This window comes from Nocardia sp. CY41, from assembly GCF_009829325.1.
Taxonomy (GTDB): domain Bacteria; phylum Actinomycetota; class Actinomycetes; order Mycobacteriales; family Mycobacteriaceae; genus Nocardia.
Window position 1 is genome coordinate 294,626 of the sequence record NZ_VUOS01000007.1, and the last position, 15,352, is coordinate 309,977.

At 66.8% G+C, this 15,352-nt stretch carries 14 protein-coding genes; 5 read left to right on the forward strand and 9 right to left on the reverse strand.

The window, feature by feature from the left end; all coding sequences use genetic code 11:
- Positions 1-48: 48 nt before the first annotated feature.
- Entirely contained in the window at positions 49-1,992 is a 1,944-nt protein-coding gene (gene asnB / locus GVY64_RS10535; RefSeq protein WP_159840317.1) for an asparagine synthase (glutamine-hydrolyzing), read from the reverse strand.
- A 365-nt stretch (positions 1,993-2,357) separates the two neighbouring features.
- Between asnB and ctaC the strand changes: the two genes are divergently transcribed.
- From ctaC to GVY64_RS10550, 3 genes are all read left to right on the forward strand, one after another.
- Complete coding sequence (gene ctaC, locus GVY64_RS10540; RefSeq protein WP_159840318.1) at positions 2,358-3,449, forward strand: aa3-type cytochrome oxidase subunit II; 1,092 nt, start codon at positions 2,358-2,360, stop codon at positions 3,447-3,449.
- 14 nt (positions 3,450-3,463) lie between these two features.
- Positions 3,464-3,880, forward strand: coding sequence for a cytochrome c oxidase subunit 4 (locus tag GVY64_RS10545; RefSeq protein ID WP_040865876.1), 417 nt, complete (start codon positions 3,464-3,466; stop codon positions 3,878-3,880).
- Positions 3,881-3,985: 105 nt separating this feature from the next.
- On the forward strand, positions 3,986-4,645 hold the full coding sequence (locus GVY64_RS10550) for a TetR/AcrR family transcriptional regulator (RefSeq protein WP_159840319.1): 660 nt from the start codon (positions 3,986-3,988) through the stop codon (positions 4,643-4,645).
- On the opposite strand, the gene GVY64_RS10555 is transcribed toward GVY64_RS10550, so the two are convergent.
- Together GVY64_RS10555 and GVY64_RS10560 are read right to left on the reverse strand one after the other, a co-directional pair.
- Entirely contained in the window at positions 4,642-5,739 is a 1,098-nt protein-coding gene (locus GVY64_RS10555) for a CSLREA domain-containing protein (protein WP_159840320.1), read from the reverse strand. The genes GVY64_RS10550 and GVY64_RS10555 overlap by 4 nt on opposite strands.
- A 130-nt stretch (positions 5,740-5,869) precedes the next feature.
- Complete coding sequence (locus GVY64_RS10560; RefSeq protein WP_159840321.1) at positions 5,870-7,237, reverse strand: MFS transporter; 1,368 nt, start codon at positions 7,235-7,237, stop codon at positions 5,870-5,872.
- Positions 7,238-7,312: 75 nt separating this feature from the next.
- On the opposite strand from GVY64_RS10560, the gene GVY64_RS10565 reads away from it, so the two are divergent.
- The gene (locus tag GVY64_RS10565; RefSeq protein WP_236566729.1) at positions 7,313-7,600 is read left to right on the forward strand and encodes a MoaD/ThiS family protein; all 288 of its coding nucleotides are present in this window, start codon (positions 7,313-7,315) and stop codon (positions 7,598-7,600) included.
- Positions 7,597-8,916 (forward strand): hypothetical protein, encoded by a 1,320-nt coding sequence (locus tag GVY64_RS10570; protein ID WP_236566730.1) that lies wholly within the window; start codon positions 7,597-7,599, stop codon positions 8,914-8,916. The genes GVY64_RS10565 and GVY64_RS10570 overlap by 4 nt, the downstream gene beginning before the upstream one ends.
- On the opposite strand, the gene GVY64_RS10575 is transcribed toward GVY64_RS10570, so the two are convergent.
- From GVY64_RS10575 to GVY64_RS10600, 6 genes are all read right to left on the reverse strand, one after another.
- Positions 8,907-9,683: a hypothetical protein gene (locus tag GVY64_RS10575; RefSeq protein ID WP_159840323.1), complete on the reverse strand. Its 777-nt coding sequence runs from the start codon at positions 9,681-9,683 to the stop codon at positions 8,907-8,909. The two genes, GVY64_RS10570 and GVY64_RS10575, sit on opposite strands and share 10 nt — an antisense overlap.
- Positions 9,684-9,721: 38 nt before the next feature.
- Complete coding sequence (locus tag GVY64_RS10580; RefSeq protein WP_159840324.1) at positions 9,722-10,864, reverse strand: YcaO-like family protein; 1,143 nt, start codon at positions 10,862-10,864, stop codon at positions 9,722-9,724.
- Complete coding sequence (locus GVY64_RS10585) at positions 10,857-11,969, reverse strand: TfuA-like protein (protein ID WP_159840325.1); 1,113 nt, start codon at positions 11,967-11,969, stop codon at positions 10,857-10,859. The genes GVY64_RS10580 and GVY64_RS10585 overlap by 8 nt, the downstream gene beginning before the upstream one ends.
- A 193-nt stretch (positions 11,970-12,162) precedes the next feature.
- Positions 12,163-12,318 carry a hypothetical protein gene (locus GVY64_RS10590; RefSeq protein WP_159840326.1) on the reverse strand — a complete coding sequence of 52 codons (156 nt, stop codon included), beginning with the start codon at positions 12,316-12,318 and terminating at the stop codon, positions 12,163-12,165.
- A gap of 136 nt (positions 12,319-12,454) precedes the next feature.
- Complete coding sequence (locus GVY64_RS10595) at positions 12,455-13,732, reverse strand: FAD-binding protein (protein WP_159840327.1); 1,278 nt, start codon at positions 13,730-13,732, stop codon at positions 12,455-12,457.
- 52 nt (positions 13,733-13,784) lie between these two features.
- Positions 13,785-15,350 (reverse strand): alkaline phosphatase D family protein, encoded by a 1,566-nt coding sequence (locus GVY64_RS10600; protein WP_159840328.1) that lies wholly within the window; start codon positions 15,348-15,350, stop codon positions 13,785-13,787.
- Between the last annotated feature and the right edge of the window lie 2 nt (positions 15,351-15,352).

A 15,352-nucleotide genomic window follows, 5' to 3' on the forward strand; every position in this document is an offset into this window, starting at 1 on the left:
CGAAGGCGCGTACCCGGCCGGGTACGCGCCTTCGGTCCGTTCCGGCCCCTACAGCGAAACCGGATACGCGGGCTCTTGGATGTCCGGCTTGATCCGGTCCTCGACGAAGATGCCGTGCCAGACCATGAACACCAGCAAGGTCCACAGCCTGCGGCTGTGATCGGCGGTCCCGGCGCGGTGCGCGACCAGCATCTCGCTGATCGCGGCCTTGTTCAGCAGGTGATCGGTCTGCGATTCGGCGATCTGCTGCTGCGCCCAGTCGTAGAGCTCGGTGCCGCGCAGCCAGTGCCGCAGCGGGACCGGGAAGCCGAGCTTGGCGCGGTGCAGCACGTGCGGCGGCACGATGCCCTCCAGTGCCTGACGCAGCGCGTACTTCGTGGTCTCCTTGGTGATCTTCTGGTCGAACGGCAGACCCTCGGCCGCCTTCAGCACCTCGGCGTCCAGGAACGGCACGCGCAGCTCCAGCGAGTTGGCCATGGTCATCTTGTCGGCCTTGACCAGGATGTCGCCGCGCAGCCAGGTGAACAGGTCCAGGTGCTGCATCCGGGCCACCGGGTCCCAGCCGCGCGACTGCGCGTACAGCGGCGCGGTGACGTCCTGGTGGGTCCATTCCGGCCGGAACTCGCGCAGCACGGCGCGCAGCTGGGCGTCGTTGAAGCTGCGCGCGTTGCCGTAGTAGCGCTCTTCCAGGGTGAGCGAGCCGCGGTGCAGCAGGCTCTTGCCCCTGGTGCCGTCCGGAATCCGGTCCGACAGCTTGCCCGCCAGCCTGCGCAAGCCGCGGGGCAGCTTCTCGAAGGGCTTCAGCGACAGCGGCTCGCGGTAGATGGTGTACCCGCCGAACAGCTCGTCGGCGCCTTCACCAGAGAGCACGACCTTGACGTGCTTGCGGGCCTCTTTGGCGACGAAGTACAGCGGGACCAGCGCCGGGTCGGCCACCGGGTCGTCGAGGTACCAGACGATCTCGGGGATCGCCTGCGCGAACTCGGCGGGAGAGACGACCTTCACCACGTGGCGCGCACCGATCGCCTCGGCGCTCTCGGCGGCGACGTCCACCTCCGAGTAGCCCTCGCGCTCGAACCCGGTGGTGAACGTGATCAGTTTCGGGTTGTGCCGCATGGCCAGCGCCGCGACCGCGGTGGAGTCGATGCCGCCGGACAGGAACGAGCCGACCGTCACGTCCGCGCGCATGTGCTTGGCGACGGAGTCCTCGAGCGCCGCGGCGATCTCCCGGTAGCGCGCGTTCGCCGATCCGGGGGTGAACGGGCGCACCGGGAACTTCGGAGTGAAGTACCGGGTGACGGCCGGAGCCGCGCCGGGCCGCACGGTGGCGTAGCTGCCCGATTCCAGCCTGCGCACGTCCTTGTGCAGAGTCTCCGGTTCCGGCACGTACTGCAGCACCGTGTAGTGCTCCAGCGCCCGCGGATCGAGCGCGTCGCTCAGCTCCAGCACGGGCAGCAGTTCCAGCAGGCTCTTCTTCTCGCTGCCGAACGCGGTGCCGCCGGGCCCGGTGGCCAGGAACAGCGGCTTGATGCCGAACGGGTCGCGGGCCAGGAACAGCTCCTGGGTCTCGGTGTCCCAGATCGCGAAGGCGAACATGCCGCGCAGCCGCCGCACCGCCTCCGGACCCCAGTAGTGGAACGCCGCGACGATGGCCTCGCTGTCGCCTTCGGTCTGGAAGATCGTGCCGTCCGGGAACTCGGCGGCATGTGCCTCGGCGAGCTCCGCGCGCAGTTCCAGGTAGTTGTAGATCTCGCCGTTGAAGGTGAGCGCGTAGCGTTCGGGCTGCCCCGGCGGGCCCCAGCGCAGCGGCTGGTGCGAGTGCTCGATGTCGATGATCGACAGGCGGTTGAAGCCGAAGATCACATGGTCGTCGTGCCAGGTACCGCGCTCGTCCGGGCCGCGGTGACGCACACAGTGCAAGGCCTCGTAGACCTGCTCCACCGTGCCAGGTGCCGCCTCGTCAGATGCCAGGAATCCGAGCAGTCCACACACGGCGTCGGCAACCTCATTTCTCGCAGTCGGGATACGCGCCCACCGGGTGGGGCGCCAGGGGACGAAATCTAGTGTCCGAGTATGCCGCACCACCGGCGTCCGCGCGTCGTGCGCATCACGACCCGGGCGGAATCGCTGGTGACGGTGATCGCGGCGGGCTCGGCGAGGTGTCGAAGCCGACCCGACGACGAACGGGGGGTGCGTTTGGTCTACGCTGCGTAGTACTCAGGTCTCTCTCAGGCGACCCGCGCGGAACGCGCTGGCCCGGAGGGTGCCCTGAAACGAGCTTAGAACGTATCGTCGGGGCCGATCGCAGCCCCGAACGATGCACTGTCGGAATGTGTGGCGACCAGGAAGGCGTGAGCGTGGCGCACAAGGCGAGCGAAGAGATCGGGGCACGACCCGCCCGGGGTCGGCAGGGCCGCATCCTTCGGCGGGCCGGGCTGGCGGTGTCCTTGGGGATCACCGCGCTGCTCGTCTCGGGCTGCTCGATCGACAATGTTTGGCTGCGGTTCGGCTGGCCGTCGGGCATCACGCCGCAGGCCACTCGGATGCGGGAGCTGTGGACTTGGTCGGTCGTCGCCGCGCTGGCGATGGGCGTGCTGGTCTGGGGCCTGACCTTCTGGACCGTCGCGTTCCACCGCAAGAAGGCCGACTCCCCGGAGTTCCCGCGCCAGACCGGTTACAACGTGCCGCTGGAGCTGACCTACACGGCGATCCCGTTCGTCATCATCGCCGTGCTGTTCTACTTCACCGTGGTAGTGCAGAACTACGTGCACGAGAAGGTGGACAACCCCGACGTCACCGTCGACGTGACCGCCTTCCAGTGGAACTGGAAGTTCGGCTACCGCAACGTCGATTTCAAGGACGGTTACAAGTTCGACGGCATCGACGCCTCGCGTGAGGCGCTGAGCCAGGAGCAGCTCGAGGCGTACGAGGAGCGGACCAAGGACGGTCACCCGCAGCCGGGCCCCGTGCACGGCAAGCCGGAGAACGACATCCTGTCCTACCTGCACTACGACAAGGTCGAGACGATCGGCTCGAGCAACGAGATCCCGGTCCTGGTGCTGCCGACCGGCAAGGTCATCGAGTTCCAGCTCGCCGCCGCCGACGTGATCCACGCATTCTGGGTGCCGGAGTTCCTGTTCAAGCGCGACGTGATGCCGAACCCGAAGGAAAACCACTCCGACAACGTCTTCCAGATCACCAAGATCGAGAAGGAAGGCGCGTTCGTCGGTCGCTGCGCCGAGATGTGCGGCACCTTCCACTCGATGATGAACTTCGAGGTCCGCGCGGTCACGCCGGAGAAGTTCACCAAGTACCTGGACGCGCGCCAGGCGGGCAAGACCAACGCCGAGGCGCTGGAGTCCATCGGTGAGTCCCCCGTGGCCACGTCCACCACGCCGTTCAACACCAGGCGCGACGTCAAGAGCGCGGCCTCGGCCGAGAGCAAGTGAGGATTTGATCTGACATGAAGATCGAAGCGCGGATTTTCGAACTGCTCACGGTGTTCTTCATCATCGTGGCGGTGGTCTACGGCTTCTTCACCGGCCAGTCGCGCACCGGCGTCGAATGGGCGGGCACCACGGCCACGGTGCTGACCGCGGGCCTGTCGCTGATCATCGGCACCTACTTCCGATTCGTCGCCCGTCGTCTCGACCTGCGCCCGGAGGACTACGAGGACGCCGAGATCGTGGACGGCGCCGGTGACCTGGGCTTCTTCTCGCCCGGCAGCTTCTGGCCGATCACCCTGGCCGCCGCCGGTTCGGTGACCGCCCTGGGCCTGGCGTTCTTCCAGTTCTGGTTGATCGGCATCGGCGTCGTCTGCGTCCTCGCCGCGGCCGCCGGTCTGGTGTTCGAGTACTACCTCGGCCCGGAAAAGCACTGAGCCGAAGACTTGCCGAAACGGCCCCACCGGAGATCCGGTGGGGCCGTTTCTCGTGTGTGGTGGTCGACCCGGGGGACCGGGGCCGCACCTGATATGAAGGTGCGGGTGGGACGGAAGAAGTTGCTGGAGCCGACTCTGCAGGCTTTGCCGCACGGGCCGCACGGTCTCGCTCGCGACCTCGTGACGGGGTCGCAGCGTGAGCGGCTGCTGTTCGGCGTGACGGTCGTCGTCGCCGACCGCGGCTATCTCGACGCGACGGTCGCGGACATCGCCGCGTCGGCCAAGGTTTCGCGTCGTACGTTCTACCAGCACTTCCCGGACAAGGAAGCATGCTTTCTCGCGGCGGCCGACACCGGTCGCGATCTGATGATCGACCATCTCCGGCAAGTCATGCGGCAGATCCGGTCGGAATCGGTGGAGCCACAGGAAGCGCTGCGCCGCGGCATTCGCGAGTACCTCACCCTGTTGCGTGACGAGCCGTCGTTCGCCCGTGCGTTCTATCTGGAGACCGCGGTCGCCGGGTCGCGCGCGCTCGAGTCGTTCGAACGATGCCAGCGCTGGTTCGCCGGGTTCCTGCGCTCGTGGCGTGCGGAGGCGGGCCCCGCCGATCCCCCGGTCCCCGACTACGCGTACCTGGCGGTGACCGACGCGACCAACGAGGCCGTCCGCCGCACCCTCCGTGCCGGAGGCGACCTGCTCGACCTCGAGGACGCCGTCGTGCACATCCATCTCGCGTTGCTCGGGCCGACGGCGTCCGCCGACTAGGACACGACCCTGTCGCCGGCCCCGGTGAGGTTGCAGGAAGCATCGTCGCTGGTGTTGCCGCCTTCCGACACGATCGTCGCGAAGACCTCGACGCAGTTGACCACCGCGGCGCCGGATCTGTTGCCCAGCACGGTGGAGTTGCGCAGGACGACTCGGCCCACCGGGATATCGACGAGATCGGTCACCTGGCGTGGCAGGGTGTCGAGGTAGGCAGGCGCCACGTTGATGCCGCTGCCGCCGTCCGAGGCGGTGTTCCCGGTGAGTGTGACGCGGTCGAAGGTCACCACGCCCCGGCCCCGGACATCGACGCCGCCGCCGCGTCCGGCGAAGCCCCCTGGGCGGTACCAGACTCCGGGATCGACCACGCGGTTGTCGGAGATCGTGGAGTCGGTGAAGGTACAGGTGTTGTCGCATCGCACACCGCCCGCCTCGCCGGAGGAGTTGCCGGTGATCACCGTATTCCGCGTGTGCAGGTCCGAGCCCGGCACGTTGAAGATGCCGCCGCCGTACCCGGCGCTGTTGTCCCGGACCACGACGTCGTCGAGTACGAGATCCGACGAATTCGCTATGCCGCCTCCGCCGGTGTCGTAGAAGGGGATCTCGTGCTGGGCGGTGCGTCCGCCGGTCACCGTCAATCCGGTCAACGTCGTGGGTGCGGCGATACTGAGCACCCGGTCGATTCCATTCGCGTCCAGCACTGTTCGCTCGCGGCCCGCGCCGCGCAACGTCGTCGGCGCGGTGAGGTTCAGGTCTCCTGTGGTGGCGTCCGGGTTGCGGCCCTGCACCTTCCGCTGGTCGGGGCCGATCGTCAGGACGTATCGCCCGGCGGGAACCACGATCGTGCTCCCGGGATGAGCGTTGGCGGTCTGCACGGCGGCGCGCAGTGTGCAGGCGCCCGAAGGCGTGCGGCATCGCCCGTTTCCGGGATCGGCCGCCGCCTCGTCCACTGTGCTGTCCACCGTGATCACACTCGGCGGATCTCCCTCCGGTGTGGTGTCGGCATAGGCCGCTCCGGGAAAACCGGCCGCGGTTCCAGCGACCAGGGCTGTGACAGCGATTGCGCCGACCGCCGCGGCGGATGTGCTCGTCCTCATGAAGTCTGATCCGATCACGAACATGGAGTGGGGTACGCCCGCGTGCAAGTAGGGAACGCGAGTGTTTACCACTATGTCGGACACGGCCCTGCGCCGCTGGCGTTTCCGTAATCCGTTCGGTAGAGGCAGGTCAGGAGCGTGCGGGCGGAAGCGGGACGGCCGCGGGTCGCAGTGCCTGCGCACCATCGGGCGCGCCGGTGGAGGCTGCGGTGGTTGCCGCTTCCTCCGAGAGCGCGGTCTCTGTCTCGTCATCGACTTCGAGTTCCGCGGGGAGCACGCGCATTCCGATCACGGGTGAGCACGCGAAGACGATCAGAGTCGACGCCGGGAAGGCCGCGGCGATCAACAGCGTCGTCGCGGCCGAGAGGTGGCTCGCCGCTAGGCCGCCGGCGAGCGCGCCGATCGGAACGATGCCCAGGGTCGCGAACCGCCGGGAAGCGCTGACACGGCCGAGCAGCCGATGCGGTGTCAGGCGAGCGTGCATCCCGGAAGTATTCACACTGATGACGACCAGGAGGAACGACAGCAGGAACACCGCGGCGGCGTAGGAGATCCAAGCCGGGACCGGAAGATGTGGCGCGAGCGCCGGCGCGGCCAGCGCGGCGGCCATGGCGAAATAGCCGGTCACCTGCGTGCGGATCTCGCCCAGTGCCCGTCCGATGTGCTGGCCGACCAGCGATCCGACGAAGCCTCCTGTCGAACCGAGCGCGAGGGCGTAACCGTACTGGCCGGCGGAGAGTCCGCATTCACGCAACACGTAGACCGCGATCACCGCGTTGTACATACCCGCGCCGAAGTTCAGCAGCACTCCGGCTGTGACCGTCGCGCGCAGGATGCGGTGTCCCGCGACGTACCGGAGACCTTCGCGCACAGCCGTGCCGAATCCGGCCGGTTCGCTCGTGCCGGTCTTGTCCGAGCGGCCTTCGGTGATCCGCCAGACGAACAGCGTGGAGACGAGGCTGACGGCCCCCGCGACCAGGAACGCCACCGCCGCGGAGGTGGCGGCGATCAACTTCCCGGCGGCAGCCGGAATCGTCGCGCTCGTGACGGTGTCCACGGATTGCAGGCGAGCCGACGCATCCGAAACCCGTTTGCGCCCCACCAGGCTCGGCAGGATCGCGGTGTGTGCCACGTCGAAGAAGACGTTGGCCGTGCTGACCGCCGCTCCCACCAGCATCAGCTGCCAGATCGCGAGCACACCGAGGAAGTAGGCGAGTGGGATCCACATGACAGCGGCCAACCGGACCAGATCCGAGACGAGCAGGACGCGCTTGCGGCTCCACCGGTCGACCCATACGCCGACAGGCAGCGCCACCACCAGATACGCGGCGCGGGACAGGGCGGCGATCACGCCGACTTGGAACGGGCTCGCGTGCAGGACAACGACCGATGTGACGCTCAGCGCCACCACCGTCGTGTTGGAAGAGATGTCCCCGAACGCATTCGCCACCCACAACGCCCGGAAATCCGGCTCCGCGAGTACCCCCCGCAAGCGCATCCGATGTATGCTCCACACGGGCGGGAAACTTACCGAAGTACCGTCCCTATATCCAGCGGGGAGGGGAGTAACGGGGTGGACAGGGAAATCGGTGCGACTGTCGTGTTGCCGACGATGCTACGGCCACATGCGGCAGGTAATTCGAAAGTGTTGTGCAGCGGCTCGACTGTCGGGGAAGTTCTGGACTCGCTGATTCGTCAACATCCCGCTTTGAAGACGCGTATCACGACGGGGGAAAACGACATCCGGCGTTTCGTCAACGTGTACGTGGAAGATGAAGACGCGCGCGCGCTCGGTGGTGTGGCCGCTCCGATTCGGCCCGGAGCGACGGTAACCATCTTGTGCGCGGTAGCCGGTGGTTGACATTCGGCCGGCCGATAATGCGCGAATATTTTGCGATCCTGTTGCTGATCGGAATTATCGGGCACATCGCCTATTACGTCGTTCGTGACGGACCGGGCCATCTACGTTCGACATTCGCACCGGCGTTGGGGGTGCGGATACCTTCCCCCCTGAACAGCGTCTGCCACGTCGTTGCTCCTGTAGTGCTCTTCGGGGCGGTGTGGGTGGGAACAGTTCCGGCCTCTATCGCGGCCGTGCTGGTGTTCACTGCGTGGCTGATGTGTCAGCCGCACCGGCTTTCGAACCACTTGGCGTTGTCCTGGATGGCATTGACCTCGCTGATCTTCGCCGCGTCCGAGCCCGCCACGGCGATGCGGTGGCTGCTGGCGATCCTGTATCTCTCGGCAGCGGCGATCAAAGTCAACCGAGAGTTCTTGTCGGCCGAGGTGAGTGCGGCCAAATTCATGCTGCGCAGGTATGCCGCCCGGATGGGCTTCGCGGCCCCCGAGCCGGTCGTGCGGATTGCTCCGTGGATAGCCGTGCTGAGCGAGACCGGGATCGGTGTTCTCGTTCTCACGCCGGGTGGGCTCTGGCCGGCCTTCGCGCTGGCGGCTGTCGTGCATCTGGCCTTCGGCATGCTGGGGAACTTTCACTTCTCGTTGTTGGTGCTGGCCCCGTGGGCGCTGGCGCTTTCGGCGGATGGTCGCCTGGACGAGGCGGTGATCGCCGCAACGGTCGTGTCCGTGATCGCCGGTGGGCTCTGTGGCTGGTTCCTCACCTCGGCCGAGGTGTTCTCACACCGCCGCGCCGGGCGAGGGGTGAACGCGACGCTAGGTGCCGCCTACGGCGCGGTCTGCGTGGGAATAGCCGGAACGGCACATCCCTCCGCCCCGGTAGTGCACGCGGCCGCACTGGCACCGATCGTGCTAGGAGGACTCAATTTCGGGCTTCTCCTCATCGGTGTCAAGTCCGAATGGGCGTTCTCGATGTTCTCGAACACGCGTCCCTTCTGGACCGGGCGGATAGCGGGAGTTCCGGTTCCCTGGCGCGAAACTTACTTTCACGTGATCGTGCCGTCCGACGTGATCGCCTCGATCGAAACTCCGGCCCATCTTCGCAGCAAGATCTCGGACCGAACTTCGGTCTTCAGCGCTGCGATGGCGGCAGAGTTACAGAGGCTGGCTCCTGGGCGCATTGTCGTGCGGCGTGCGCGGCTCGACAGGGATCGAATGCTGTTCGTTCCGGATGACCCCGGTGCTGCCGATCTTCCGAAACGGGGGATTTTTCGACACCCCCCGATCCTGTCGCGCGATCTGCGTCTTCCTTACTATGGTTGACAGTCACGCCATCGGCGCTCCGCCAGCTCATAATTAGACCAGTAGTCCATCTCTCCGATTCGTTCGTGGCCCATCTCGTTATGGATCATTCGCACGGTGATGTTGGGGCTTGTGTCGGCATGCGCGAGCAGTGGCCTCACATGTTCCAGAAGGTGATACGTATCTTTGTTGTTCACCATGACATGTATTCGGGAGAGGCTGGGCACGGGATGCTGTTCCAGTAATCGGTCCAATCGCTCCGGTGGTGCTGTATGCGCCAGTCGAGAGTACGGCGCGAATTCCGGCCAGTAATAGAACGTCGTGGGGTCGTTCTGTGGCGCGACGGCGATGGTGAGGGAGGGGCCGGTCCAGCGCAAGGCGTTGCGAATTGCCGCGTAGGCGCCGGCGGAGGAGCCGTGCCACACCACACCTCGCAGGTCGTCGTCCCGGATCAGCGAATCGGCCAAGTCTGTGACAACGGGCCAGAATTTGTCGTCGCCGAGCAGATGCCAGCCGATCGAGCAGTCGGTCGAGTACAGCAGAATCGGGTCGCAGAGGAAAACGCACACCGCACCGAGCCTGCGTGAGCTGCCTTGGCGGTAGAAGACCGGAGGGGTGTACTTCTCCCGCTTGGCCTGACCGTGGACAAAAATATGCAAGTAGGGGTCGCGGATCGCGGCGGGCCTGCGGATCAGGAAGCGCAGCTCGTACCCTTCCGGTGTCCGTGCCGCTAGCTCGTGCAGACGCGAGCTACCGGTGACGTGCTGTTCGGTCGATTCGCGCACCACCCGGACATCGATCCCGGGCCGGGTGGGCAGGACGCAGCTCATCGCGGGACATGTCCCCGGGCGCTGTAGACCAGGCCCGGCGCGAAGGCTCGCACCACCGAGAAGACATCGGGATGTGTGGACAGATCGATCCAGATCGGTTCACGACCGGTATGTGCGGAGATGCGCTCCGCTACGGCGGCACGCTCGTCCGCGAAAGAATCCTCGTGCAGACCTTCCTCGCCCACGGCCTCGGCCCAGGGTATTCCGCTCGCGTCGAGCGCGGGTACCGGAGGACGCGCGTCGAGTGCGGGAGCGCCGTCGGAGGGTATGTCGTCTCTGGTGCCGACGATCTCGGTCAGTCGGGACTGCACTGCTTCCGTCACCGCACGCGACAGTGCTACCGCGGGATCGGAGTGCGCGCCGGAGCCGGCGCAGGTGAGCGCGAAATCCTCCGACCATATGAAGGCCACGGCGGTGGGTACCCGGAAAGGATTGGGCACCATCGCTGTTTCGAACTGGACACCGGCGCGGCGCAATTTCTCGAACAGCTCTTGGCAGTGGTCGCTGTCGACCGTGGACACGTCGATCACTCGGCGGAAGTCGGCCGTCACCGATGACAGCGACGATACGGTGTCTCGTTCGATCAACTCGTACAGCGCATGCAGCAAGGCCTCGTCCCGGGTGTTTCCGGACGCCAGGCCGGTACTGCTGGTGCGGAAGACTCCCGGACGCCAGTCGTAACCGTTGCCGAACGTCAGATCGACGAGCCCACGCGGAACCATGCTCGGCGTGGCGCTGACCAGCGTTGTCGCGTGGTACCACTGGAGATCGAGTTGCCGGACGACGTGCGCGTCCACGCGGAGCTGCAGGTCGGCGATCTCGTAGGTCAATGCCAGCTCATCGGCACGAGCCGAGAACGCCTCTGCGGCAGGGCGTTCGGCGTGGTCCAGTTCGATGCATTCCATCACTGCCGAGAGACGCGCGAGCAGCGGAGTCGAACCCTTGCCCTGCGAGACGACGAGGGTCTCCGACCGCGGCCTGGTCGCCATGACGACCGGTATTCCGATGCAATCGAAGTGTGTCACGTCGGCCACTCGAGTGATGCCGAACTCCGGCAGCAACGGGGCGATCGACTCCCATGTCTGCTCGGGCTCCCGCGCCCGGTAGGTGCCGTGGAGGTCCACGCGGGTATCAGGCACGGAGACCTGCCTCGTTGCGTTCGGCGGCGACATCCCGCAGATAGCCGACGATGAACAGAGCGAGCGCCTCCACCGCGTCGTGCTCGGAACGAAGGCCGCGGCGTGCGTATTCGGTTGTCAGACCCTCCACCGGAACGTTCCACAGCGCGCTCAGCACCGATCGCCCGACCGACCGATGCAGCGCTCGCGGGTCGACCGCGGCATGCTGCGCCGTGAACGAGGAATGGGCCGCGCGGTACGCGGCCACCGTCGCCCGATCGTGTTCTGTCTCATCGGCCAGAAGCACCGCGCGATGCGCCGGGTTCGCCACATCGAACCTGGGGGAGAAGACGACAGCCGGGTCGAGCGCGCTCGCGCCGAGCCGTTGGAGGCGATCTCCGAGCGCGACGCCTACTGTCCCGTCCGCCGGTTCGAGCGAACTGTAGGTCAGGAATTCCCGCCACACCCGGGGGAAATCCGGATGGAAGATCTGCTGATATCGCACCCGATCCAGATAGCGGATGCCCGGGCCGGCCGGATCCTCGATGAAGAAGTTGCGCCAGTCACGGTAGAACGATGTGATCCAGTCGCGCGGCACGGGCCGGACGGCCGCAGGCGCGCCTTCGCAGGCGAGTAGGGCCGCCACCGCATCCCGCTTCTTGACGTCGCCGAACTCTGGGTCGTCATCGAGGCGACGGCCGAGCCAGCGGGCGAGTTCGTCGAATCCGGCGGCTGTCAGCACCCGCACCATGTGACCCACAGTGCGTTCGGCGTAGTAGATATCGCGAATCGCGGCCAAGGCGGGTTCCGCGTCCTCGGGTGGCATGATGCGCTCGGCCACCGCTGATGCGAGCATGGCCCGGGCATTGACCAGCGGAACCGTCTGCGCTCGCTGGTCGCCGTCGGGCGCGTGCACGACCGCTACCTCGGCATCGTCCCAGATCGTCCCGTCGCGATAGGCTGCGAAAACCTCGCCGTATCCGATCATCCCCACCGGCTCCAGATCTGCCGCCCGCAAAGCCCCTATGCTCGCGGTGCCGGCTACGACGACTCCGCCGTCCAGTGCGCCGATGATTTCCTTGTGCCGGATGGTCGCAGAGTGATGAAAAAGCCCGTCGACGATCAAAACGATATCCCCGGAACGAATCGACGAATCGAATAAATCGCCGTGCGCGATCGGGCCTTTGATTCGGGCGCGCGGTGCTATTTCGAGAACTTCCGCGGGACTGATCGTCGGTCCTGTGAATACATGCAGCGTCCGCATGTGCATCGGAACCCGTCAACGGGGGCAGGATTCCGCCCCCGTTGACGCTGTTTCCCTAGTCCGCAGTGTCCGCGTCGGACACCGCAACCGGCCGACGGAGCTCGAGAGCGAACAGCTTCTCGAACTGATCCGAAGTCAATTCCGTCGCCAGGCTGACGATATCGCCGTTCTCCGAGCCGCGAACAGGCGAAATATCGGTTGGTGCGGTCATTGCATTCCCTCCCTGAGAACGGAGCGAACTCCCCGCCCCGTATAGGAGAAGTTACTGTGGAGCGATGTAGCGGTCAACCCCCGTTTTCGGAGAGAACATCGAAACGCACTGTCATATGCGCGTTTTCAGGCATCTCCTACTCCGCCTCGTAGCGCAGCGCGTTCTCCGAGCGGCAGATCTCTTCGATGCCGGAGACGATGTCGCGCAGCAGTTCCGAGGGCAGTGCGGCCGGGCGCAGGCGGCAGGTGAAGGTGATCAGGCCGTGGTCCTCGGGCGGCAGGCCGCGCGCGGCGGATTCCGCGCGCAGGTAGCGCGAGCGCACGCCGTAGGTCATCGCGGAGATGACGGTGAAGCAGCCCGTGCGTTCCCGGTGCCCCGAGAACAGATCGTGCAGGCGGTAAAACACCGACGAATAGCTCGACAGCGGCGCGAAAACGCCCACCCGGTAGGCGGGACCACGCTCCGACGAACTGAGCGCTGTATCGGCCAGATACTCGGCATCGCGCAGGGTCTGTACCTTCGGCGCGAACAGCACCGCGCCCGCCGCCGCGTTGCGCACCGGCATGCCCGCTTTGCCGGGCGCGGCGGAGGCGATGGCGCCCAGCGATTTCCGCGCCCGCGACCCGACCTCGCGGCGGGCGCGCAGCCCTCGGGTGGGCGCGGTGGGGTAGAGGCTCGACCACTGACCGAAGCGCACGGTACCCAGTTGCACATGGCCCGTGCCGACCGGACGCGCCACCTTCAGCGGCGCCGTGTCGACCCAGCGGCCCACCTGCAGTTCGGCGTTGCCGGGCCGCGCGATCTCCGCGTGGGCGTGCTCCACGAACGAGTCGAAGTCGAGGAACCGGTCGGCGTGGGTGGTCAGCCAGGTGTGGTCCTTGTCGACCTCGATCGCATCCAAGGTGAGCGCGGTGATGATGCCCGCCCGGCCGCCCGCGCCCAGAATGCGCTGGAACCGCTCGGTGTGGTGGGTGCGCCCGCAGGTGCCGATGCGCCCGTCGGTGTCCACGTACTCCAGATCGACGATCTGGTCGATGAACAGGCCGTGCTTGTGCGAGGCCGCGCTGACGCCGCCGACCGAGGCGAAGCCGCCCGCGGTGATGTCGCGGTGGTCCCCGACGACGGGCAGGCCGAGGCCGTGTGCGCCGAGCCTGCGGTCGACGTCGGAGAGCTTGGCGCCCGCTTGCACCCGGACGGTGCGCCTGCCCAGGTTGATGTCCAGCACCTGATTCATCCGGCGCAGCGATACCACGGTCGGCTGCGCGGGCAAAGTGAGCCCCTCGTCGAGCAGCTCGCCGCCGCGCACCATCAGCCGTTCCGTTCGCGCTCGGGAATCCCGCACCGTGCGAACGACATCGGCGGTATCGCGGGGGAGGTATTCCTCGGCGTTGGAGACAGTGTGCGGCGTGCTCATGGCAGAAAAGCTAACCACAGCGCGGCCCGCGCCGCTCCCCCGAAGTCGGGTGTCATCGCGACGCGGGCGCAAGGCTCTTGCTGAACAGGACGGATCCGGCGGCATCGCACAGATCGACGGTCAGTTCCCTGGATTTTCCGTCGATGCGCACCTCGCCGAAATGCTGGAAGGCGTCCAAGGGCGAGCTGTTCTGCACCGGCGGCGCGTGCACGTAGACCGCCTCCGGGCCGAACGTGCCGTCGAGCCGGTTCGGGCCGAACGCCCCCGCGTTCAGCGGACCCGAGACGAACTCCCAGAACTCGTCGAAATCGGTGAAGGCCGCGCGCTCCGGCGAATAGCGGTGCGCCGCCGTGTAGTGCACGTCGGCGGTGAGCCAGACGACGTCGGTCACCTTGTTCGCCCGGATCGACGACAGCACCTGGGCGATCTCGTGTTCCCGACCCGACGGCGCGCCCGGATCGCCGTTGGCGGGGCCCTCGTAGGCGGTGGTGTTCTTCTGCTCGCCGTCCGGGACGATCAGGCCCAGCGGCAGGTCGTTGGCGATGATCTTCCACGTGGCGGTGGATGCGCGCAGGCTGTCGATGAGCCACTTCGTCTGTGCCGGACCGAGAATATGACCGTCGGATCCGTTGTTGGCGTTGTTGGTGTCCTTGTTCGCGCGCATGTCGAGCACGAAGACGTCGAGCAGCGGTCCGCAGGCGATCTTGCGATACAGTCTGCCGTCCACCGCTTCCCTCGGCTCGAGCGGCATCCATTCGTGGAAGGCCTGCCAGGAGCGGGTGGCGAGGGTGTCCATGCGGCGTTCGGTGTAGCCCTTGGCTTCGGCGACCAGCCCGCCCGGGTACCAGTTGTTCACCGTCTCGTGGTCGTCCCACTGCACCACTTGGGCGACCGAGCTGTTGAAGCGGCGGTAGTTCTCGTCGGTCAGGTTGTAGGCGTAGTTGCCGCGGAACTGATCCAGGGTCTGTGCGACGGCGCTCTTCGCCTCGCTCACGACATTGCGCCAGATCCGGCCGTCGGGCAGGGTGACCGACTGCTGCAACGGTCCGTCGGCGTAGATCGAGTCGCCGGAGTGCAGGAACAGGTGGGGGTCGCGGGCGGCCATCGTAGCGAAGATCTTCATGCCGCCCAGTTCGGGGTTGATGCCGTAGCCCTGACCCGCGACGTCGCCGGACCACTGGAGCCGGATGTCCGCCGCGGCGGTGGGGGCGGTGCGGAAGACACCGGTGACCGGTTCGGAGGTGGCGCCGTCCTCGTCGCGCAGCGTCACCCGGTAGTGCACCTGCCGGCCCGCGGGCAGGCCGTTGACCCGCACGCGGCCGGTGCCGTCGGAATCCGGGGTGAGCAGCGGACCGGTGCAACGCCTGGCATCGGTGAACGATTCCGTGGCAGCTGTTTCCACGATCAAGGTGGCGGGGCGATCGGAGCGGGCCCAGATCAACGCACCGTCGGGGCGTGGATCACCTACCGCCACACCGTGAGTGAGCACCGGCCGCGGCCGGACCAGCGCCGGGCCGTTGCCCGGCGAGCACGCCGCCAGCGCCGGGGCCGCCACCAGTCCGAGCGCGGAAGCGCGCAAGACGGTGCGCCGGGATGGTCCTGAGGCCGAGCCGCTCATGA